The organism is Kamptonema formosum PCC 6407 (genome assembly GCF_000332155.1).
GTDB classification, from domain to species: Bacteria; Cyanobacteriota; Cyanobacteriia; order Cyanobacteriales; family Microcoleaceae; genus Kamptonema; species Kamptonema formosum.
The window spans coordinates 1,879,159-1,900,573 of the sequence record NZ_KB235903.1; the positions used below are offsets into that span (position 1 = coordinate 1,879,159).

The 21,415-nt window shown below is 44.9% G+C and carries 18 protein-coding genes; 6 read left to right on the forward strand and 12 right to left on the reverse strand.

All coding sequences use genetic code 11. The features are described 5' to 3' along the window. Positions 1 to 21 precede the first annotated feature (21 nt). The 6 genes from OSCIL6407_RS0113165 to fabG form a co-directional block, all read right to left on the reverse strand. The gene (locus OSCIL6407_RS0113165; protein ID WP_007355575.1) at positions 22 to 543 is read right to left on the reverse strand and encodes a DUF29 family protein; all 522 of its coding nucleotides are present in this window, start codon (positions 541 to 543) and stop codon (positions 22 to 24) included. Positions 544 to 620: 77 nt separating this feature from the next. Next, positions 621 to 1,964: an ATP-dependent protease ATP-binding subunit ClpX gene (gene clpX, locus OSCIL6407_RS0113170; RefSeq protein WP_007355576.1), complete on the reverse strand. Its 1,344-nt coding sequence runs from the start codon at positions 1,962 to 1,964 to the stop codon at positions 621 to 623. 9 nt (positions 1,965 to 1,973) lie between these two features. Then, positions 1,974 to 2,663, reverse strand: coding sequence for an ATP-dependent Clp endopeptidase proteolytic subunit ClpP (gene clpP, locus OSCIL6407_RS0113175; RefSeq protein ID WP_007355577.1), 690 nt, complete (start codon positions 2,661 to 2,663; stop codon positions 1,974 to 1,976). A gap of 83 nt (positions 2,664 to 2,746) precedes the next feature. Then, positions 2,747 to 2,872, reverse strand: coding sequence for a hypothetical protein (locus tag OSCIL6407_RS37790; protein ID WP_267879543.1), 126 nt, complete (start codon positions 2,870 to 2,872; stop codon positions 2,747 to 2,749). A 17-nt stretch (positions 2,873 to 2,889) separates the two neighbouring features. Beyond that, positions 2,890 to 5,697, reverse strand: coding sequence for a chloride channel protein (locus OSCIL6407_RS0113180; protein ID WP_007355579.1), 2,808 nt, complete (start codon positions 5,695 to 5,697; stop codon positions 2,890 to 2,892). Positions 5,698 to 6,052: 355 nt separating this feature from the next. Beyond that, positions 6,053 to 6,817, reverse strand: a complete 765-nt coding sequence (fabG, locus tag OSCIL6407_RS0113185; protein WP_007355580.1) for a 3-oxoacyl-[acyl-carrier-protein] reductase — start codon at positions 6,815 to 6,817, stop codon at positions 6,053 to 6,055. 76 nt (positions 6,818 to 6,893) lie between these two features. On the opposite strand from fabG, the gene trxA reads away from it, so the two are divergent. Then, positions 6,894 to 7,214, forward strand: coding sequence for a thioredoxin (trxA, locus tag OSCIL6407_RS0113190; protein WP_007355581.1), 321 nt, complete (start codon positions 6,894 to 6,896; stop codon positions 7,212 to 7,214). 235 nt (positions 7,215 to 7,449) lie between these two features. Here the strand turns inward: trxA and OSCIL6407_RS0113195 are convergent, their stop codons facing one another. The 5 genes from OSCIL6407_RS0113195 to OSCIL6407_RS0113210 all read right to left on the reverse strand — a co-directional run bounded on the left by OSCIL6407_RS0113195 (position 7,450) and on the right by OSCIL6407_RS0113210 (position 12,063). Further along, complete coding sequence (locus OSCIL6407_RS0113195) at positions 7,450 to 9,096, reverse strand: hypothetical protein (protein ID WP_007355582.1); 1,647 nt, start codon at positions 9,094 to 9,096, stop codon at positions 7,450 to 7,452. 57 nt (positions 9,097 to 9,153) lie between these two features. Beyond that, positions 9,154 to 9,381 carry a cyanobactin biosynthesis PatC/TenC/TruC family protein gene (locus OSCIL6407_RS0113200; protein ID WP_007355583.1) on the reverse strand — a complete coding sequence of 76 codons (228 nt, stop codon included), beginning with the start codon at positions 9,379 to 9,381 and terminating at the stop codon, positions 9,154 to 9,156. A 50-nt stretch (positions 9,382 to 9,431) separates the two neighbouring features. Further along, positions 9,432 to 9,638, reverse strand: a complete 207-nt coding sequence (locus OSCIL6407_RS32575) for a cyanobactin biosynthesis system PatB/AcyB/McaB family protein (protein WP_007355584.1) — start codon at positions 9,636 to 9,638, stop codon at positions 9,432 to 9,434. A gap of 126 nt (positions 9,639 to 9,764) precedes the next feature. Beyond that, complete coding sequence (locus OSCIL6407_RS0113205) at positions 9,765 to 11,744, reverse strand: S8 family peptidase (protein WP_007355585.1); 1,980 nt, start codon at positions 11,742 to 11,744, stop codon at positions 9,765 to 9,767. A 127-nt stretch (positions 11,745 to 11,871) separates the two neighbouring features. Beyond that, complete coding sequence (locus tag OSCIL6407_RS0113210) at positions 11,872 to 12,063, reverse strand: hypothetical protein (RefSeq protein ID WP_193789134.1); 192 nt, start codon at positions 12,061 to 12,063, stop codon at positions 11,872 to 11,874. A 63-nt stretch (positions 12,064 to 12,126) separates the two neighbouring features. On the opposite strand from OSCIL6407_RS0113210, the gene OSCIL6407_RS0113215 reads away from it, so the two are divergent. The 5 genes from OSCIL6407_RS0113215 (at position 12,127) to OSCIL6407_RS30660 (ending at position 20,439) form a co-directional block, all read left to right on the forward strand. Next, positions 12,127 to 12,378, forward strand: coding sequence for a DUF5837 family cyanobactin class RiPP (locus OSCIL6407_RS0113215; protein ID WP_007355586.1), 252 nt, complete (start codon positions 12,127 to 12,129; stop codon positions 12,376 to 12,378). Between the two features lie 370 nt (positions 12,379 to 12,748). Beyond that, positions 12,749 to 13,681: a DUF5838 family protein gene (locus OSCIL6407_RS0113220; protein ID WP_007355588.1), complete on the forward strand. Its 933-nt coding sequence runs from the start codon at positions 12,749 to 12,751 to the stop codon at positions 13,679 to 13,681. 281 nt (positions 13,682 to 13,962) lie between these two features. After that, the gene (locus OSCIL6407_RS0113225; RefSeq protein WP_019487314.1) at positions 13,963 to 14,175 is read left to right on the forward strand and encodes a DUF5837 family cyanobactin class RiPP; all 213 of its coding nucleotides are present in this window, start codon (positions 13,963 to 13,965) and stop codon (positions 14,173 to 14,175) included. A gap of 318 nt (positions 14,176 to 14,493) precedes the next feature. Continuing rightward, positions 14,494 to 16,863, forward strand: coding sequence for a TOMM precursor leader peptide-binding protein (locus OSCIL6407_RS0113235; protein WP_007355589.1), 2,370 nt, complete (start codon positions 14,494 to 14,496; stop codon positions 16,861 to 16,863). Between the two features lie 72 nt (positions 16,864 to 16,935). Further along, complete coding sequence (locus tag OSCIL6407_RS30660; protein WP_007355590.1) at positions 16,936 to 20,439, forward strand: PatA/PatG family cyanobactin maturation protease; 3,504 nt, start codon at positions 16,936 to 16,938, stop codon at positions 20,437 to 20,439. 63 nt (positions 20,440 to 20,502) lie between these two features. Here the strand turns inward: OSCIL6407_RS30660 and prmA are convergent, their stop codons facing one another. After that, positions 20,503 to 21,399 carry a 50S ribosomal protein L11 methyltransferase gene (prmA, locus tag OSCIL6407_RS0113245; RefSeq protein WP_007355591.1) on the reverse strand — a complete coding sequence of 299 codons (897 nt, stop codon included), beginning with the start codon at positions 21,397 to 21,399 and terminating at the stop codon, positions 20,503 to 20,505. Positions 21,400 to 21,415: the final 16 nt, after the last annotated feature.

The following is a 21,415-nucleotide window of genomic DNA, read 5'->3' on the forward strand; positions in this document are numbered from 1 at the left end:
AATCGCCGGGTCTAAAGACACTTATTTTCGCCGATTTATCCAATCTTCTCCACCAGGTAACTGACTTAAATGTTCGGCTAACACTGCGGGTAAATCTTTGGCGGAATGCACATAAGTCAAATTCAATAACATCACAGCAATCTGGATAATCTGATTTATATCTACCATTTCTGCAAGTTCAAATTGATTATAAGTACCGTTAAATATTTCCTCCGCAGCATCCGCGATCGCATCCTCAATTACCTCTTCCTCTATCAAATTTGCCCACTCATCGGCATTAACATAATAAGAGGTTTTATTATCTTTAATATTGGCCTTTTTAATTTCTCTAATTGCATTGCGAATTGAACTTGCCCAAGAACCAGTTAATCGCTGTTCAACCTGATTTTTAATCAAGTGAATTAACAAAATATTTAAAAAAGATTGAATTTGTCTGAGAATTGCCTGTTTACTCATTCCTTCTAATTCATCGACAATTCCTAAAGCATCCGTATAACGTCCTTCCAATATGCTAGTTCTCAGATCGATTAATTCTTGTGTCATTTGATTTTCCTCAATTTTGACACTGACAAGCTAAATACAGTTAACAGTTAACCCTTAACAGTTAACCGTTAACATTCCTATGCAGATTCCGGTTTAGGTAGCGAAGATGGCAACACTAAAAGCTCAGCCGTAGAGCGTTTTTCTACCATTTCCTTCGTAATCGTGCAACGGGAAACATCCTTACGAGAAGGTAACTCGTACATTACATCTAACATTAATTCTTCCACAATTCCCCGCAGTGCCCGCGCACCAGTTTTACGCCGATAAGCTTCCTGCGCGATCGCCCGAATTGCCTCTGACTTGAAATCTAACTGTACATTATCCATCTTCAGCAGCTTTTGATACTGCTTCACCAGCGCATTTTTGGGCTCCGTCAAAATCGCCATCAAGGTTTCTTCATTCAGCGGTTCCACCACCGCCAGCATCGGTATCCTACCAATAAACTCTGGAATCATCCCGAATTTTACCAAATCGTCTGGTTCCAATTGCTTAAGCACGTCCGCCGTCCGCTTTTCTTTCGGTAGCAAATCCCCAGGCTGGACAAAACCCATTGACTTTTTGCCCGTTCTCTGCTCAATCACCTTATCTAAACCGACAAAAGCCCCGCCGCAAATAAACAAAATATTACTGGTATCAATCTGAATGCAATCTTGGTAAGGGTGTTTGCGCCCACCTTGAGGAGGTACATTCGCGATCGTCCCTTCCAACATCTTCAACAAAGCCTGCTGTACGCCTTCCCCCGATACGTCCCGCGTAATCGAAGGATTTTCACTCTTACGGGCAATCTTGTCAATCTCATCAATGTAGATAATTCCCCGCTGGGCTTCTTCCACATCTAAATCTGCCACTTGCAGCAGTCTGAGCAAGATATTTTCTACATCTTCCCCAACATAGCCAGCTTCCGTTAGCGTCGTCGCATCAGCCACAGCAAAGGGAACATCCAACATCTCTGCCAAAGTTTGAGCCAGTAGCGTCTTCCCACAACCCGTAGGGCCAATCAGCAGAATATTTGATTTTTGCAATTCTACCTCGTCCGTAGGCGGCTTGGTACTGCCCTTCACCGGAACGAAACTCAGGCGCTTGTAATGGTTGTAAACCGCCACTGAGAGGACTTTTTTCGCCTCATCCTGACCGATAACGTGCTCGTCTAGAAAATTCTTAATCTCTCTCGGCTTAGGAATTTGACCCAGCCCCAAAGTCTTACCAGCAGTAACGCGGCGTTTGACTGGCGCAGGTTCCGGGCGCGGGGGCGTTTGTGGCCCTACCGCGCCAGCATCAAACAACTCCTCATCCAAAATTTCATTGCACAAATCCACGCATTCATCGCAGATATAGACTCCGGGCCCAGCTATTAACTTGCGAACTTGCTCTTGAGACTTGCCACAAAAAGAACATTTTAGATGGGAGTCGTATTTAGACATAACTGCCTCTTATTTCATTGGAGTGACATTTTCTCCTGGTGCCGGAAGATTTTGCTTAAGGATCACCTGATCGACTAAGCCATAATCTTTAGCTTCAGCCGCTGACATGAAAAAGTCGCGCTCAGTATCGGCCTCAATTCTCTCCAGGGGTTGCCCCGTGTGGTGCGCCAGCAATTCATTCAGCTTACGCTTATGATATAGGATTTCTTTGGCTTGAATCTCAATATCTACAGCTTGGCCTTGAGCACCACCTAAAGGTTGGTGGATCATGATTCTGGAACTGGGCAGAGACATCCGCTTACCAGCCGCCCCAGCAGCCATGAGGAATGCCCCCATACTAGCAGCTAAGCCGTAACAAATTGTGACTACATCGGGGCGGACTTGCTGCATGGTGTCATAAATTGCCATACCTGCTGTGACGGAACCGCCGGGGGAGTTGATGTACAGTTGGATATCTTTTTCGGGGTCTTCGGCATCTAGGAACAATAACTGAGCCACGATGGAGTCAGCTACTTGATCGTCAACGGGGGTTCCTAGAAAGACGATCCGTTCCCGCAGGAGGCGGGAATATATGTCAAAGGCCCGCTCTCCCATCCCCGACTGTTCGAGTACCATTGGTACGACGTTGCTGGGGCTCACGGCGGATACCTCAAAATCGTTGAAGCTTGTAAATTGGTGGTTGGTCTGAGATATTACCATAATGATACCAGTCAAGGATTAATAAAACTTAGGGCTGATTTACGGCTGATTTTGCTCAAAGTTGAGGATCTAGCTTTGATCTATTATGCCTTAGTCAGTCTCGGATGGGGAATGGGTGCTGTACTGAGTTGTTGAGGGAGTGAGGGCGATCGCTCTTCGCTAGGTTGGGTAAGCAAATATGAATTTTGACTATCTCCTCTATTAGCCAATTACCAATTACCAATTTTCAAGTTACAGATCTTACTAAGATTACAGTACAGTTGCAGCCGCGAGCTACTGCTTCAGGAATATTGCCGTGCATCACTTGTTTTAATAATCCTTCCCGACTTGCTCCCAAAACAATTACATCGCACTTATTTTTCTGAGCTAGATCGATTAAAGTATCAGAAACAGACTTACCACAAACGGGAGTTACTATAACTGGACAACTCAACCGCCGCTTGAGAAACTTAGCTGCTTCATTCAAATCACTGGTATCGGGTTCAGCACTAGAAGATTGATGAACTTGACATAAACTAATTTCTGGAACAGCACTTAGAGCAACTAAAGCTGGTAATAACCTCACCGCCGCAGCTTGCTTATAATCCCCGCGAATTGGCACTAACCAACGATGTAAACCCATGAGGGTATGCAGTCCTAATTCCTGCATTCTGATGTCGGAATCTGGGATAGGACATTGAGTATTAGGTCGCGGACAAGAACCATCAGGAATTGGACATTCGACATTTATGTTATCTTTAGAAACAGCATTCTCTGACAAAAAGGGTAGATTTTCTGTAGGATTTTCAATATTATTTTTAGATAGTTTGTAATTTTTTACTAATAGTTTTTCACTCCATTTCACCAAAACTACTTCGCAACCAGCTTGGCGAATTACAGTATCGACAACGTTGCCAAAAATTCTACCAGAAGCAGAGATTTCACCTTGCCAACCCATCAAAATTAGATCGATGTGTCGCTCCTTAATTGTTTCTAAAATTGCGTGAGCGACATCGTGAGCTACTCGTATTTGCGTGTGTACAGGTACGCCCCAATTACGAGCAATTCGCTCAGCTTGTTGTAGCAGTCGGCGGCTTCTTGTTGTTCGTACTAAAGCTTCTGAGGGAGGGGTATTGCGGGGTACTAGGATCACTTGCAGGCATTCTAGCTCGCAATTGCGATCGCGCGCGATCGCGGCCGCTACTCGTAGCAAAGCTGGAGCTGTTTGCGGATTGCTCAGGGGTACCAGCAGTCGGCCACTTCCTACTTGCGGAGCCTTGGTTTGATATACAACGTAAGAAGGCTCTGGATGTGGCCCCATCTGACCTGCTTCGCCTGTCAAATGGTCAGATTCTGCGCGGATAATGTCACTGCGGGTGATAATTCCTACTAAGTGGCGGCCTTCGGTGACTGGCAAACGACTGAGATGATATCGGTTGAGTAGGCAGAGAATCTCACTTAAAGTATCGCGCGGCTCTACTGTAATTGGCTGCACTGTCATGATCTCACTGAGCAGCGTATCTCCCGGTAGCTGGCGGCTGTTGGCTTGAGCTAAATCTGTCTGAGTCAAAATTCCTACCAGTTTGCCAGCATCAACGACTGGGAATCCTCGGTGGTGCGATCGCGAAAATGCTTGGATTGCTTCATCTAGAGTCATCAGGCTGGATAGAGTTTCGACTCGGCGCTGCATGACATTAGCTGCATGGAGGCTGCTTAAAGCATCATTGACAGGCTTTTCCTTTTTGAGGTTAATGCCGCTAAGGTCTAAAAGATGGTCGTACAAGGAGTCACTATCTATTTTTTCCGCAACTAAGTAGGCGATCGCACAGCAGATCATTAAAGGTAATACCAGTTTAAAATCAGTAGTAATCTCAAATACGATCACTACTGCCGTGATCGGCGCTCTGGTGACAGCACAAAAAAATGCCCCCATTCCAGTTAGAGCATAGGTTGTAGCTATTCCTAAATCCAGAAAATTTTCCTGCCAAATTCCCACAATGTAACCCAAGGCTGAACCGAGAACCAGGGAAGGTGCGAATAATCCTCCGGGAGCTCCCGATCCGGCGGCGATACTTGTGAGGGCGAATTGAGCGACAAAAGCGGTGAAACTGGTTTGAATGCTGGCTTCCCCAGTGAGAATAAATTCTCGCAAACCCGTGTTGTTGCGAAAGTTTTCAGGGAGTACGGCTACTGTCAAACCGCAAATTAAGCCAGCTAGAGCGACTCGTAAGGGAAACCCGAAATGGAGCGATCGCTTGTTAAATATTAAAACTGCGAATATACTTTTAGTAAATAAAGCCCCAAAAACTCCGGCTAAAACTCCTAACAATATATAAAAAGGGATTTCCTGAGCGACAAAACTGCTTTGGTAAGTCTGGACATTTAAGTTAAGGCTGTTACCGGCTAATAATTCTGAGACAACGGCCCCAATAAAAGAAGAGATAATTGCAGTACCTAAAGTGAGGCCTGAGACATCGTGGAGCAGTTCTTCAACTACAAATAGTACACCCGCGATCGGCGTGTTGAAACCAGCCGCAAGTCCCGCCGCAGCACCGCAAGCGATTAATTGACGGCGGTATTCTGGGGAAGTGGGAATCCAATTACTAATCCCAGCAGCCAAAGATGCTCCGATTTGCACTGTGGGGCCTTGTCTTCCCAAGGTTAAGCCAGAACCGACGGCTAAAATTGTGCCGATGAGTTTAGCGATCGCGACGCGCAAATTTAGAGGTAAACCGACACCAGCCAGAGCAGATTTAACGTGAGGAATGCCGCTACCAGCGGCTTCTGGTGCTAAACGCTCTACCAGTAAACCAGTTAACAGTCCTCCCATCAAGCCGACAGTTGGTAGTAGCAACCAAGGAGGAATGGCTAAAGAGGCGGAAACTCGCCAACTTCCGAGCCATCCTACCCCAAGTTTTAGTAACACGCCTGCTAAACCGCAGACTAAACCAATTAAGCAAGCTTCAAAGATCGCGAGGCGTTTCGGTCGCAGAAATTGAGATGCGATCGCTCTGGAAGAACCACGAAAATGCTTAGAGACGGGAATGTACCACATAACCTTCAAGAGTATGTCTTAAATTTAATATTCACAAAAATTAAATTAAACAAGGATGAAAACAGAAAAGCTCAACAATTACAAGTAAGTTGCATATCATATATATAGTGACAGAATCAGAGAGCAGAAATTATTAAAAACTCCTGTGAAAGCTTACTGCCAGAGGCTTCGGAAATACAAAGATTGAAAATTGAACCTGAGAATGAAAAAGCCGCGATCGGTAATAGTTTGGCCAAAATTACGTAACGCCACCAACAAACGCGGTAAAGTCACCGCGCTTGTTGGCGGCGCTACACAACTTTTCAGAATTGGTATAACTCTGGATAGACTCAAAGTCTGTCAAGTCATCCTATCTTTATGCCATCACCATTCCCCCATCCACATTAAAAACTTGCCCCGTAATGTAAGCAGCAGCAGCATCAGCAGCCAAAAACTTTACCATCCCTGCAACTTCCTCCGGTAGACCATACCGACCTAGAGGAATATATTTCAAAATGTCATCAGATTTGATATCTTTTGTCATATCTGTGGTAATAAATCCCGGTGCAACTGCATTTACAGTAATACCCCGACTTGCTAACTCTTTGGCAATGGTTTTAGTAAACCCAATTGTTCCCGCTTTTGCAGCACTATAATTAGCTTGTCCGGGATTTCCCATTTGACCGGCAACTGAAGCAATATTAATAATTCGGCCGCTACGTTGCTTCAGCATAATTTTACTAGCTGCTTTCGTACACAAAAATACGCCTGTCAAATTCAAATCAATTACTGCTTGCCAATCTTCCAGTTTCATTCGCAGTAACAAAGTATCGCGGGTAATCCCAGCATTGTTAACTAAAATATCAATGCGACCCCATTTTTCCATGACGCTATTGGTGAGTGCGTCTACTTGGTCAACTTTGGATACATCGGCTAAAAGTGCGATCGCATCCCCCCCAGCAGCAACAATTTCCGCCACTACCTCATCAGCAGCACTATTAGATCTCGCGTAGTTTACCGCCACATTAGCACCCTCTGCTGCTAAGGATAAGGCGATCGCCCGACCAATTCCCCGCGATGCACCCGTAACGATCGCCACTTGACCCCGCAAGCGTTGTAGCGACTCTGGCAATACTTCCATAAAAATTCCTCACAATGTCAGCTCTAAGAATTTTGCATTAAAATAAGCCATAACCACAAAAAATTTGTTTTTTCCTATGGCAATAAAGAAGGAGTTCAACAGTTTTGATGAGTTAATATCAGGCTCTGAGTTGCCTGTACTCGTCGATTTTTATGCTACTTGGTGCGGCCCTTGCAAGATCATGGCCTCAATTCTGGAAGAGGTTAATGCTCAAATGAAGGATCGCCTCCAGATTGTCAAAATCGACTCGGATAAATACGAGGATTTAGCATCGGAGTATCATATTCACGCTTTACCAACGCTGGTACTGTTTAAAAATGGTCAACAAGTAGATCGGATTGAGGGGGTACTCCAGACCCCACAATTAATTCAGCGATTGCAATCTTTTGTCTCATAATAGGGGGGCTTTCATTTTGGAGGCAAAGCCTGTGAAAGTTCAAGGTATAGCAGGAGGCTGTTCGGCTTGAGACAGGGGGCAGGAGGAAAATGCAATAATAGAAAGGGTGTAGGCGATCTATCCTTTCCTAAGCGTTGTGGCGGTTGCTATAACGGGCGTACTCAGATTTTGACTCCCCCTGAAATCTCTAGGCCGAGGGTGATAAGTAATTTTTATTTGAAGCAGGTCGCTACAGTTAAGTAGCGCGATCGCTTTCCCTATTCGTCGGTTGGACTGCCATCATGTAGATTGGCATATTTACTGCTGTCGTTGAGATACTACTTTGGGGCGCAGCCACTAAATTAGCTGGATTCAAAGAAAATAATCCCCCAGTATTAGCTACTGAAGCAGTTGAATTTGTGGGTTGAACCGTTGTCATCTGCGTTGATTGAGATACAAGCGCCCCGCCAACGACCGCAGCGAAATATAATGGCACGACAGGAATTAACTGCTGTGTTTCCTCTACTTTCGCTTCGCTAGAAACACAAATAATTTGGGTAAGGATGTCCGCAAATCCTCCCAAAGCATCTTTGTCAGTAAAAGCCTGTCCACCCGTCTCTTGTGCTACACGGGCGAACTCAGCCGCCGTTTTATCTCGTCCCTTGCTTTTAGACGTTCCAAAATAAGTATGAACGATCGCCCCGGCACTTTTAGCCTTTTCAATAGCGCGATTAGCTGCCTCGATATCCTCTTGTTCGGTATCGTCACCACCTTCAAGAGCTTCATCACTTAAATAAAAGATCGCACGGGATGCACCATCTCGCCAATTAAAGTGTGTCGAGATATCCTCAATTGCCCTAGCTCCATCCTCTTGCGCTCCGCCACCAGGAATTTCTCCGCGCTTGCGACCTCTTATTTCTGTTTCAGCAACTCCGCAACTATTAATTAGATATGCCCGCAAAGTTTGCTGGAAATTGGTATTTTTCCAAGTTCCTTCCAGCCCAAACCACTCAACTCGCAAATCGCTCGGACAGCTTGAACTAGCCTTTTTTATAGCCGCTTCTGCCGAATTGCTCAGGCCTTCAGCTTCGTCTTTCATTGAAACGCTGGTATCGATGACTATCACCAAGTCCACCGACTTGTTTTGAGTAGTAGAACTCGTGCTTGACGAGGTGCTAGTTGCTGAAAAACCAACTAAATGCTGCGCTTGCACGAAGTAAACAGGGATAACGGGAACGAGTTGAGGGGTAGTATCTCTATTTCTAGTCGAGCAAATAACCGTTTTCAGAATCTCAGCAAAACCACCAATAGCATTTTGATTTCTAAAACCATGTCCGCCCGTCTCTTGTGCTAGGCGGACGTACTCAGCCGCCGTTTTATCTTGTCCTTGGCTTTTAGATGTTCCGAAATAAGTATGAACGACAACTCCAGCATTTCTGGCTTTTTCAATGGCGCGGTTAGCTGCTTCAATATCCTCTTGTTCGGTACTGTCGCCACCACCTTCTAAAGCTTCGTCACCTAAATAAAAAATGGCACGGGATGCACCATCTCGCCAATTAAAGTAAGTGGAAATATCTTCAATAGCTCTAGCCCCGTCCTCTTGTGCGCCGTTTGCGGGAACCTCGCCGCGCTTACGACCTCGTATTTCTGTTTCAGCGACTCCGCAATTATTAATCAGATATTCTCGCAAAGTCTGCTGGAAATTGGTATTTTCCCAAGTTCCCTCAATACCGAACCACTCAATTCGTAAATCGCACGGACAGCTTAAACTAGCTTTTTTGATAGCAGATTCTGTGGCGTGGTTAAGAATGTCGATTTTGTCTTTCATTGAGGGGCTAGTGTCAATGACAATTACTAAATCGACGAGGGTAGCCTCTTTTTCAGGGCGAGTGATTGCAGCCATGATTTTTTGTTCTCTAAATAAGTCTTTTTTAACTTTCTGAAAAATCTCACTTATTCGCTAAGACGAAATCCGACCCCGGCGGAATGGTTTCGGTTCTTTTTCTGAAGCTGTTTGATTTTTGAGCATTTCCTCCCACCAAAAGCCATTATTTTTAAGTCCGGTGGCTAACAAATGTTGTTTGGCTTCTTCAAGTTTATTGGCTGCTTCTGAGGCATTTTTTGCTTGAGATTCCTGCCCCTCTGTAGCTGCTTCTTTTGGCTGGTTTTTCTCGGAATTTTTAGCCATAGTGCGTAATTCTCCACTTGCTGTTAACTATATACTGCTGATGCAGAACATTACAGACACCTACATCCACTGGAAGACTTAACTTGTTGATAACTTCTGTGGGCAAATGCGGCGGGGTCGTTAAAGTTTGCTCCGTACAATAAATCCATGCGAATGCGGACTAAATCTTCTACTGTTCCGTGAATGACATCTACTGCTTGATGAGGATGGATAATATCAGGTCTTTTCACAGGGGGGGAAAGGTTGGGTAATCTCATTTTTTCCTCTGTAAGTTAGTCAGAATGGAAGTCCGTAGGTTGGGTGCAAACAAGTAAAACTAAATACTTATTGAAACTCGATCTTGGGTGAAGCCCAGCACAACCCAACCTACTTAAAAAGAAGCATTAATAAGGTGTAGACCAAGAACGGACATCGCCCAAGGTAACAGGAATAATATCGCTTACATCTATAGTAAAGCGGTATACCCTCTTAGCACGGCGGCTATTTTCTGGATCGAAAAATTTTAGTTTCACATCCCAACAATCGCTATCAGGACGAGAGAAGGGACTTTTATCTACTGTAATACTATCTAATTCCATTCCCTCTGCCACTGCTTGGGCAAAGGTTGTCGCCGCTTGGAAAGCATTAGTAGCGGCAAAATTCAGCGCCCTATCTTGGGAAGTGGTGCCCAAATTGCGTAAGTCATAATAAATCCGGTTGAGGAAGCTGCTGAGAGTGCGACGGATGGCCTCCTCTTGCGCGTCTGTGGCTGTAGCTCGTACAGTATTTATAGCCGCATTGACTAAGTTGTTAACTTTCCAGCCGTAGAGTCCGCGAATGTTGTAAAGTTCAATTACGGGAACGACTTGCCCGGAAAATAGCTTGATGCTGCGCCCAGATAAAACGCCAGGGATGCTGACTCGTTCGACGTATTCTGCGTTATCTTCTGGGTAGATTTGTCCTGCGAGTAGTTGTTGCAATACTGCATAGGCATCTCTAGCAAAACCGCCTACTGGTTCGATAGCATAAATTGGGGTCAATTCTAGGTTGAGCGTCCAAATTAAAGCTTTAGCTTCCGAAAGAGTGTCTGCTAAATAATCCACCATCTGCCGCGCATCGTAGGGGTTCGCGGGAATCACGGTGTTGTCTATTGTAGCTCCTGGCATCAGTTGCTTAAAGGAGTCGCGCCTTGCTTCTGTACCGAAGTCATAACCGAGGGTTCCCAAAGCATAAACCAAGTTGGCATCGGCGAGTTCGCTGGGTGCTTGGCTGGCAGTAACGTAATTAGAGGCGCGATTTGACATGGCAATCTGTCTGGGAGTAGATGAATTAGTAAATGCGGGTAGATTAGAAGTAGGTACGGGTGCGGGAGTTGCAGCAACAACTTCAGCAGGTTCGGTTATCAAAACTTCTTCTGGGATTTGGCTATTAGGTAGGGCATCACTGGTTTGGGGGCTGCCACAGCCACAACCAGAGGCGGCAACTGTTTCTAATTCTTCTGACACGGTTTCTCCTATCAGGTATTGCAAAGCACCAGCAATATTTAATTTGCCAACTAAACAACGATCGGTATCGATGGTATCAGTTGGCGAACAGGGTATGGCAGTCTCTAGTAAGGCTGTCCTGACTTTTTGGGGATTGGGTTTTTCTCCCCGTTGCAATTGCAGACTCAGAAGTAAAGCGGCAACTCCGCTGACGATGGGAGTAGCAAAGCTGGTGCCACTGAGTGGGATTGTACCACCTCCTGGTTTGGCTCCTAAAATGTTTTCTCCGGGAGCGAGGATGCCTTGGCTTTGGTAAGTTTCTCCCCAGTTACTAAAGTCGATGGGTTTTCCCGACTCGTCCATTGCGCCGACTGCTAGCACAGTTGGCATAGCGGCGGGAACGTGCAAGCATTCGCAACCATCATTTCCGGCGGCGGCAACTATTAAAACGTTACGTTCATTGCACAGACGCACAGCTTTTTCCAGCCAACCTTCGGCTTCCCCAAAGTCGGTGAGTTGTCCACCACTTATATTAATGATGTGCGCCCCAGCATTTATGGCTTGTTCAATGGCGCGAGATAAGTCGAGTTGCGATAGCTTCAGTCGTTCATCTGCAAATACGGGAACGATTAAACCGCGACATTTTGGCGCAATGCCCTGCACGGGAGAACCGAGTTGACCAAAAATAATACTGGCAACGTGAGTACCGTGTGCGGACATGGAACCATTGGTGCTAGCTTCCCCTGCAACTAGGGTAGGCAGTCGCGTTAAAGATGCCCCTGTAAAACAAGGGTGATTTTGGTCAACTACCCCATCGAGGACGGCAATGCAAATGGTAGAGTCGCCCTTAGTTCTTTCCCATAGTTGTTGTATTTCTGGGATTTGTTTGAGCTTGGGCATTCATTTAAAAAATGCTTGGGCAATTTCAAGTTATAGACAATACCATGAAAGGCGATCGCTCTCCTGCTTTTTCATAAAACTTAAAGAAAATCCTTGACAATTCCTACTTTTCCTAAAAAATTGCGTCCTATTTATTAGGAAAATTCTTGACAAAAGTATTGTTTGTAGTTACATTTCCTTTAAAGTTCATTCCCAAGAGTTTGCAATAGCTTCCAGGGCTGCGGTAGGTGCAGTCACGCAGCGTGCGATCGCCCATAAATCCCAATCGCCTCCCTCCCCCAAAAAAAGCTTTAGCGATCGCTCTTTCTACAAGCGACACACAACCAGCTTCTTCCACAACAGAAGAAGAAAATCACAAAAAGCAGCAAAGGAGAAAACTCAAATGGAAAAGAAAAACTTGATGCCCCAGCAAGCTCAACCCATTGAGCGCATCACTACTGGACAATTGCCGGATGTGCTTGCAGAATTGTCGGAAGAAGCTCTTTGGCAACAAGAGGACTCATCGGGAGGCAGCATCAATGCAGGAGTGATACCCCAGGGTCAATTTGGGAGTTGTAATTGTTCAGTTTCTAGTGGTGATTATTGGTCAACCTTTAATTTGGGGCCGTTGTGTTCCTTCGACGAGGCCGAGTAATCTCCCATCTCCCCAATTCTATCACTTACCTCAACCTCAAAAATAGCAGTTTACCAATTGAGAAAGTGCATAATTTTGGGTAAATCATCGGGTTGGGGAGGTTCGCTCAGATAATGAATGCGATCGGACATGATACAAAGGACGTAGAGTTTGAATTTGTATTTATCCAATGCCTTTTTAACTGTATAAAGAAACAAATTAACAACACTCGCGCCTTGCTAAGTTAAACTCGCTATTGCAACGAATGGCGATCTTAAAAATATCCAGTTGTTAAATTACGGCGTTTCCTGGGCATTTATTCATGATGCTAGTTAAAACCTAACAAGACTTTCATCATAATAGAATAGCAGCCATTAAAACTTAACAATCAATGATAATCTTATCAGCAAGTGACTCAACTCGACCTATCTTCACCCTTCCGAAACCGTTAACTCAAGAGCAAAAACTACATTGTATCAATGCCCATCGACAAGCATTTGATGTTCAACCTTTATATCCTCTAGATATTTTTCAAGACTTTATTACTAAAACTGATGGTATTGATACAATAGAAGCCTCCTGTAAAATTGAAGCGGATAAATTACAGGCAGCAAGATTCGTAGCTTTATCTTCGCAAGAGATTGAGAGAAAACTAACAGAATTTCTCACCTTTTTTCGTCAAGTGGAAAGTCGAGTCGATGTGCAACTCAACTATGACTTACTTCACAAGTTTCTCGGAAAATCTTTTGACTTCAGCAAAGTAACTAGAATTACAACGGGAGTGGATTTGCGACCAAATATTTCTGACTCTAGCTTGAAAATCCATATTCGGCTAAATGACCATCCAGAAAACTTGAAAAAAATAGAGGCGGCTTTAACTCTTGATGGCAATGATTCTACTGCTCAACGCTGGATTGCCTTGCAAACAGTGCATCTGATTGGATTCGATTTCTACTTAAATGGTCGCAGTGAGATTGAGCTTTATTGCGAACTAACCGAAAAACAATTTCAACAGCCAGATATCCAATCTTTTCTCCAGCAAACCTTTCCCCCATTCGTCCTAGAACCTCTCAAAGTATCAAGTGTATTCTTTACTGGTTTGTCAAAAGATAATACCGAGCCAGTGCTATATTATTGTCTGAAAGATAAAAAAGATTTGTTGAGTTATTTTCCAATAAATGATACGGCACAGAGAGTCCATGCTTTTTATCAAAATCAACCTGTTTACTCTTCCATGTGGGTAGGTGTAGCTCAAGGGGAGTTGCAAAAGACTAGAATTGACAATATCCGACTTTACTACTCTAAAAAAAATTATTCTAAATAATGCAAATATCAGCAAACGTTGACCAAAAATAATACTGGCAACGTGAGTACCGCGTGCGGAGATGGAACCATCGGCGCTAGCTCTGCAACTAGGGTAGCTAGTCGCGTTAGGTTTGCCTCTGTAAAACAAGAGTGATTTTGGTCAACTAAGTAGAAGGAAGAAGGAAAATGCTAAACTGCTTGGGCAACCAAGTGATAGATAGTATTATGAGAGGCAATTGCTCTACTGAGTAAGTCTCGACAACAGGACACCAATCAACCAAATATTAGGAGAATCCTATCATGGACAACAAAAACTTGATGCCCCAGCAGGCACAACCTGTTAACCGGCTCGCTACTGGACAACAGCAAGCGGAACTGGCAGAACTGTCCGAAGAAACTCTCTCCCAGATGGATAGTTCATCTGTACTACCGTCGTGGGGGGATAAATATGCGTGTAGTAATACCTGGGGTGATTGTGTAGTCTGTTCTTATGACGGAGAAGACGCAGAATAGATTTCCACTCTAGCTGCATCTGTTAATTTCCTCAAAAATGTTTTTTCTCCTTTCTAGGAGCGTGATTCGCCCCGATGAATCGCTGGGCAACTACCCTTATGTAGGGGTTTCGGATACCTGGCACCCGCCTGATGGTGGAGTAAAGTTACTAATTCCTTTTTCGTTGCCTCCTTTGAGGTTTAAGCCAGCTAGGAGTTTATTTCCCCAATGGTACTTTCTGGCTGGCTTACTTTTCGGTTGGTAGCGGTTACAAAATCCGCGATTTTTTCTTGACATTTCCTTTTAAATCCTTTTAAAATTCGAGCTAGATAAAATTCCATGAACTCGACAAAAATCCTTCAAATCAAACCCCATTTTCGCGTCGAAATCATCGAACCCAAACAAGTTTACCTACTCGAAGAAAACTCCACCCACGCCCTCACAGGAAGCCTCTACTGCCAAATCCTTCCCCTCCTCAACGGTGAAAACAGCCTACAAGACATCATCGAAAAACTTGACGGACAAGTTCCACCCGAATACATAGACCACGTACTGCAACGACTACAAGCCAAAGGCTACCTCACAGAAGCCGCCCCCGACTTATCGCCAGAAATCGCCGCCTTCTGGAGTGCCTTGGGCATCGACCCCCCCACCGCCGCCCAATCCCTACAGCAAGCAAAAATTGCCCTCACCGCAGTTGGGGAAATCTCCCCAGAACCCCTAGCCGCTTCCCTAACAGCAGTTGGCATTCATACCCAACCTTGGGAAACCCAGCAGTCTACATCCCCCTATACCCTGTTAGCAGTTCTCACCGACGATTACCTACAACCCGACCTAGCCAAAATCAACCAAATAGCCCTACAAACCAATCAACCTTGGCTTCTGGTCAAACCGGCTGGTAACATCCTCTGGCTAGGGCCAATTTTCATCCCTCAAGAAACAGGTTGCTGGCAATGCCTCGCCCATCGCTTGCGGGGAAATCGGGAAGTAGAAACCTCCATTTTGCACCAGAAAGCCAAACTCTCCCTAAATCAGAGCCGGCAAACCCCTACTTCTCCCTCCCTTACTAAGGAGGGGTCAAACTCTTCTCCCCCCCTTACTAAGGGGGGACAGGGGGGTATCTCCGGTTGCCTCCCCACCGCCCGCGCCACACTCCCCTCCACTGTGCAAACCGCCCTACAACTCACCACCACTGAAATCGCCAAATGGGTTGTGCAACAGCAAACTGCCACCAATCTGAAAGGGAAAATTCTCACCTTCAACCAAATCTCCCTAGAACTGCAAACCCACACCCTGCCTCACCGTCCCCAATGTTCCGCCTGTGGCAATCCGCAACTGTTAACTGAAATAGGTTTTCAACCCGTTACCCTGCGTCCCCTGGCCAAACACTTTACCAGCGATGGCGGTCATCGTTCCGTCACCCCCGACCAAACCGTACAAAACCACCAACATTTAATTAGTCCGATTACCGGAGTCGTCACCGCCCTAGTCCGCGTTTCCGACCCCAACAATCCCCTCGTCCATACCTACAGCGCCGTTCACAGTTTCGGCAGCGCCACCTCTTTGAAAGGACTGCGCCACGTTTTGCGCCATAAAAGTTCCGGTAAGGGAAAAACCGACCGCCAATCAAAAGCCAGTGGTTTCTGTGAAGCAGTCGAACGCTATTCGGGGATTTTCCAAGGCGACGAACCCCGGAAACAAGCAACTTTGGCAGAACTAGGAGAAAAAGCAATTCATCCATACCGATGTTTGCATTTCAGTCCCCGCCAATATGAAAATCGGGAAGCATTGAACGAGAAAAATACTGTCGCCCACGATTGGATTCCCCAAACTTTTGATGAAAGCCAATCGATTGACTGGACACCCGTTTGGTCGCTAACGGAACAAACCCATAAATACTTACCCACTGCTTACTGTTATTACGATTATCCATCGCCCAAAGACCACCGTTTCTGTAAAGCAGATTCCAACGGTAACGCTGCTGGGAACACTTTAGAAGAAGCGATTTTGCAAGGGTTTATGGAATTAATCGAACGGGATAGCGTCGGAATATGGTGGTACAATCGTCTGCAACGTCCGGCAGTAAATTTAGCCAGTTTTGATGAGCCTTATTTTTTAGAACTGCAAACTTATTATCAAAATAATGGCAGAGAACTTTGGGTGCTCGATTTAACTGCCGATTCAGGTATTCCCGCTTTTGCTGGCGTGTCTCGGCGCATTGATGGCGGTGCAGAAAGAATTATTGCTGGATATGGCGCACATTTAGACCCAAAAATTGCCATTTTACGCGCCGTTACAGAAGTAAATCAAATCGGTTTGGAGTTGGATAAAGTAGAAGCCGAAAAGTTAGAAGGGGCATGGCGAGATTGGTTATTAAATGCCACTTTAGAAAATCAACCTTATCTTGCTTTTGACCCCAATGTTACTCCTAAAGTTTATAGCGATTACCCCCAACTTTGGAGCGATGACATCTATGAAGATGTAATGACTTGTGTGGAAATTGCCAAAAATGCCGGATTGGAAACCTTGGTACTCGACCAAACTCGCCCGGATATTCGGTTAAATGTAGTTAAGGTTATTGTGCCAGGATTGCGCCATTTTTGGTCGCGTTTTGGGGCAGGAAGATTGTATGATGTCCCTGTAAAACTGGGTTGGTTATCTGCGCCACGTTTGGAAGAGGAAATGAATCCGATGCCGATGCCATTTTAACGGCTTTTTCGGTTTTTACTTCTATTTTCCAAGTCAAAGTCCGAAAAACTTCTCAAAAAGTAGGAAACTAAAATGGACAAGAAAAAACTGAAACAACTTGCCATCGAGCCAAATGGAAAAGTGGTGAAAGAACAATTGAATCCTTCCCTGCCACAAATCGCACCATCAAGTTTTCCTGAATATTCAATCTTACCCCTAGCCACAGCTATCCCAATGGTAGAAGCGGCAACATTGGATTACCCGGAAATAGATTGGCAACACACAACCTTTACCCTCTCCCGTTTTGCTTATCTACATCAACTCGGCGGCAAAATGGTGTTAGAATCACCCCTCTCCAAATTTAGAATTACCCTATTCGATAGCCAAGCCAGCGCCATCATCAGTTTATTATCCCAATCGCAAACCATAACAACCATTAGTGTAGCCTTTCCCCATATTGAAACCGAAACAATTCAAAAATTTATTCATCTATTATTAGCCACTCAATTCTTATCAATAGAACCCGAACCATTAAAATTAGAACTATGGGAATTTCACAACCTGCTGTTTCACAGTCGCAGTCGTGACGGCAGACACGATTATCAAACAGCATCAATCGAACATTGGGAACAAAGGGAATTATTTCCCATCGTCAAACCGCCCATGAGCGAGAAAATTATTCCTCTTTTTCGCCCTAACTTAGAATTATTAGCCCAAACCGATAGTTCCTTAACCCAAGCAATAGAAACCAGGCAATCCATTCGAGAATATGACGATTATCCCATCACCATTGAACAATTAGGCGAACTACTCTATCGCTGCGCCAGAGTAACAGAAGTTTATCAAATGGAAGAAGTAGGCGAAGTCAGTCGCCGTCCTTACCCCTGTGGTGGTGCGCGATACGAACTAGAAATTTATCCTGTTGTCCAGCAGTGTGAAGGATTGGATGCCGGATTGTATCATTATGACCCCCTCAACCATCAATTAGAGCAAATTGCCGACTACAATCCAGAAGTAGCCGCTTTAATTGCAGATGCTCGTTTATCTAGCGGCGAACAAGACACCCCCCAAGTTTTACTAATTATTACCGCTCGGTTTGGCAGACTTTTCTGTAAATATAAATCCTTAGCTTATGCCTTAGTATTAAAGCACGTTGGAGTGTTGTATGAAAACCTCTACTTAGTTGCTACTGACATGAACCTCGCCCCCTGTGCATTAGGAGCAGGAAATAGCGATAGGTTCGCACAAATTACCGGACTGGATTACTACGAAGAATCAGCCGTCGGCGAATTTATGCTCGGTTCAATTTCCCGGAAAGTAGAAGCGCAGGGGAGAGAGGGAGCAGGGGAGCAGGAGAGCAGGGAAGCAGGGGAGCAGGGAAGTATAGAGAGTAAGGGAAGTACATCCTTCACTTCCTCCAATCTCGTAGTTCCCAATCTAACCAACTTTATAACTCCATCTGCTGCTCCGATGAACAACGCAGATAAGCTACCTGGACTCTATGACCTTTGGGCGCATACAAAAGGCGACCATGAAATTACCATTGTTATTCTTGATGGTAACGCTGACCTAGAGCGCTCTTGCTTCCAAGGGGCAAACATCAGCAAAATTTTCCCTTACTGGCACGAAACCCCAGAACCCATTGCTCTAGAATATTACGAGGCTTTTCTAGAGATTGAAAAGAGTGGCGAAAAAGGCGAAGCCAAAGCCAAAAAACTACAAGCTGCCGTCCCCGAAGCAATTCTCAATCGCCTAAAAGGAAACTTTCACGCTACTCACATCATCAGTACCATTATTGGTCAACACGGCTCACCCGTTCCCGGAATTGCCCCTCGCTGTCGCGCCATTAATATTCCTATCAACACTACTGGCGACAATGGTGAGTTTATCTCTCCAATTAATCTTACCCGCGCCTTTGAATTAGCAATGAAACTGGGAGCAAACATCATTCACTGTGCGGCTTGCTGTGCCACTCAAACGGGTATTGCCCATGACTTGTTAGCTAGAGCAGTGAAAAACTGCCAGGATAACAATATTCTGATTGTTGCCCCTACAGGTAATGATAAAGGTGAATGTTGGTGCATTCCCGCCATTTTACCCGGTGTTCTGGGTGCCGGCATGATGAAAGACAATGGAAAACCTGCCAACTACAGCAACTGGGGCGGTAATTACCAGCATGACGGAATTTTAGCTCCCGGAGAAAACATTCTCGGCGCACAACCTACAACTGAAGAAACCAAACTTAGTCAAGGTACGAGTTGTGCGGCTCCCATCGTCACAGGTGTATCGGCATTGTTCCTAAGTCTGCAACTGCAACGCGGGGAAAAACCCAATGCCGAAGCGGTGCGTCAAGCTATTTTAAATAGTGCCATTCCTTGTGACCCGGAAGAAATAGAAGAACCGGAACGCTGTTTAAGGGGGAAATTGAATATTCCAGGCGCTTATCAGTTACTAACTGGAAAAGAGTTAACCCCAGTTCAATCGCACTCAGAAATCGTTATCCAGGCTAATAGTGAAAGTCCTTTAAAGAGGACTGAAAACCCCATTGAAAGCCCGCTGACTTCCAGTATTAATGCCAGTAATCGCCCAGAAATTCCCTCTGTTGAAGCCTCAATTAACAGTCCGTTTGAACAGGCTTCTGCTATGAACTACAGAATTGATTCTCCGGCAAACTCTGGCACAGTGCAGCCATCCAATACAACCGTTGCCAACCTCACCCTCAGTCAACCCGCCGAAGGCATCACCCCCAGCGCCACCTCAAAACTCGTCTACGCCTTGGGAACTATCGGTTACGACTTCGGTAGCGAAGCCAGACGCGACACCTTCAAACAGCTAATGCCTGCATTTGAAATTGACGGCACAGTAATTCCCCCTAATCCCTATGATGCCAGTCAAATGGTCGATTATCTGTCACAAAATCCCAGTGAAGCCAAAGCCTTGATTTGGACGCTCAATCAAGAACTTACCCCCATTTATGTCTTAGAACCCAGACAGGGCTTTGCTGCGGATGTCTACGAAATATTAATTATGATGTTAGCGGGGCAAATTGAACCGGAAGACAGCGATGATTTTATCGAACGAGTCAGCATTCCCGCTAAAACAACTGATAAAACCGTGCAGTTATTTTCGGGGCAAGAAATTCCCGTAATTACCTTAATCAATATCAGGGGAATGTACGGTTGGAAAATCAACAATTTAGTCGAAGCAGCTTTGCAAAGTGTGGCTTCGCAAGCACCGCAAGTTGATGAAATTGCGATGCGAAAAGCTCTCACTAGCTTCGTAAATAAAGTTTATTTTGAGTTCCAAAATCTAGGACAAACTTCTAAAGACAGGGCATTAAATTTTTCCGTTACTAATGCTTTCCAAGCTGCTTCGAGCTTCGCTGAAGCTATTTCCAGAGGAATGCAACTCGATACGATTGAAGTAGAAAAAAGCCCGTTTTGTCGGATTAATAGCGATTGTTGGGATGTGATATTAAAGTTTTTCGATTCAGAAAATGGACTTAGGGCTAAGAGGGTTTATCGGTTTACAGTTGATGTGAGCGACAGAATTCCTGTAACTCTGGGTGAAGTTCGCTCTTGGTCTGTACCAAAATAATACCATTTCTCCAAAGTTTTGCTACAATCGCGTTGTCTCCCCTTGAAGCATAAGTCTTAAAATTTAAGACCTCCGAATATTAAAACAGCACCAATCTTGCCGCCGCCACAATGTCGCCACTACCCAACCATGCTGCTCTAAAGTATCAGCAATAGGCTTAGCTTGTTCTAGCAAAATTCCGCTAAGAACTCCCCAAGTAGTGGGTTTTGAAATTGCCTCAAACTGTGGAATCAAATCAATAATAACTTCTGCTAAAATATTGCACATCAAACCGTCAACAGGGCCATCAATCGTTTTTATCAAACGATCGATCGTACCCTCTTCTACATTTAACTGGTGAGAGAGAATCCGGTTAAGTTTACGATTACTAATAGCAGCATCTACTGCTAAGGGATCGGTATCGACAGCATAGGCTTTTTTAGCTCCTAACAAAATCGATCCAATTGATAAAATTCCCGATCCGCAACCAATATCAGCTATTATAGGAGCATTTTCACTAGAGCCAAAACCGAGCCGCATTTCTAAGGACTCTAAACATAACTGAGTGGTGGCATGAGTACCTGTGCCAAAAGCCATGCCAGGATCTAAACGTAGCAAAAGCCTTTCTGAATTTGTGGGTACTGGTAGCCAAGCGGGATAAATTAAAAAGCGATCGCCAATTTCTTGAGGTTGCCAGTGTACTTTCCAACTGCTGGCCCAGTCTTCTTCATCAATTAAATTCCACTGAGTAGCGGGTAGTGACAAACCGGAACAAAGAGCATCTTGGCGCAGATACAAAGAAAGAGCTGCTAAATCTAGTAAACCTGCCTGTTCTTCCGGCAAGTAGGCTGATATTAAACAGTAATTATTTTTCATCTCGCTGGCAGTTCCCCGACAGCCAAAATTTTCCAAGCGCCAGAAGATTATATCTTCTAACCCCGGATCGCAAATAACTCGAATTTCCCACCAGCTATGTGCCATAAATTAATTAAAATTA

Coding starts and splice junctions, on each gene's coding strand:
- OSCIL6407_RS30660 (WP_007355590.1), top strand. CDS start 16,936: ATGGACAAGAAAAAACTGAAACAACTTGCCATCGAGCCAAATGGAAAA.
- OSCIL6407_RS0113195 (WP_007355582.1), bottom strand. CDS start 9,096: ATGGCTGCAATCACTCGCCCTGAAAAAGAGGCTACCCTCGTCGATTTA.
- OSCIL6407_RS0113225 (WP_019487314.1), top strand. CDS start 13,963: ATGGACAACAAAAACTTGATGCCCCAGCAGGCACAACCTGTTAACCGG.
- OSCIL6407_RS0113205 (WP_007355585.1), bottom strand. CDS start 11,744: ATGCCCAAGCTCAAACAAATCCCAGAAATACAACAACTATGGGAAAGA.
- OSCIL6407_RS0113165 (WP_007355575.1), bottom strand. CDS start 543: ATGACACAAGAATTAATCGATCTGAGAACTAGCATATTGGAAGGACGT.
- clpP (WP_007355577.1), bottom strand. CDS start 2,663: ATGGTAATATCTCAGACCAACCACCAATTTACAAGCTTCAACGATTTT.
- trxA (WP_007355581.1), top strand. CDS start 6,894: ATGGCAATAAAGAAGGAGTTCAACAGTTTTGATGAGTTAATATCAGGC.
- fabG (WP_007355580.1), bottom strand. CDS start 6,817: ATGGAAGTATTGCCAGAGTCGCTACAACGCTTGCGGGGTCAAGTGGCG.
- OSCIL6407_RS0113215 (WP_007355586.1), top strand. CDS start 12,127: ATGGAAAAGAAAAACTTGATGCCCCAGCAAGCTCAACCCATTGAGCGC.
- OSCIL6407_RS0113220 (WP_007355588.1), top strand. CDS start 12,749: ATGATAATCTTATCAGCAAGTGACTCAACTCGACCTATCTTCACCCTT.
- prmA (WP_007355591.1), bottom strand. CDS start 21,399: ATGGCACATAGCTGGTGGGAAATTCGAGTTATTTGCGATCCGGGGTTA.
- clpX (WP_007355576.1), bottom strand. CDS start 1,964: ATGTCTAAATACGACTCCCATCTAAAATGTTCTTTTTGTGGCAAGTCT.
- OSCIL6407_RS0113235 (WP_007355589.1), top strand. CDS start 14,494: ATGAACTCGACAAAAATCCTTCAAATCAAACCCCATTTTCGCGTCGAA.
- OSCIL6407_RS0113180 (WP_007355579.1), bottom strand. CDS start 5,697: ATGTGGTACATTCCCGTCTCTAAGCATTTTCGTGGTTCTTCCAGAGCG.
- OSCIL6407_RS0113200 (WP_007355583.1), bottom strand. CDS start 9,381: ATGGCTAAAAATTCCGAGAAAAACCAGCCAAAAGAAGCAGCTACAGAG.
- OSCIL6407_RS32575 (WP_007355584.1), bottom strand. CDS start 9,638: ATGAGATTACCCAACCTTTCCCCCCCTGTGAAAAGACCTGATATTATC.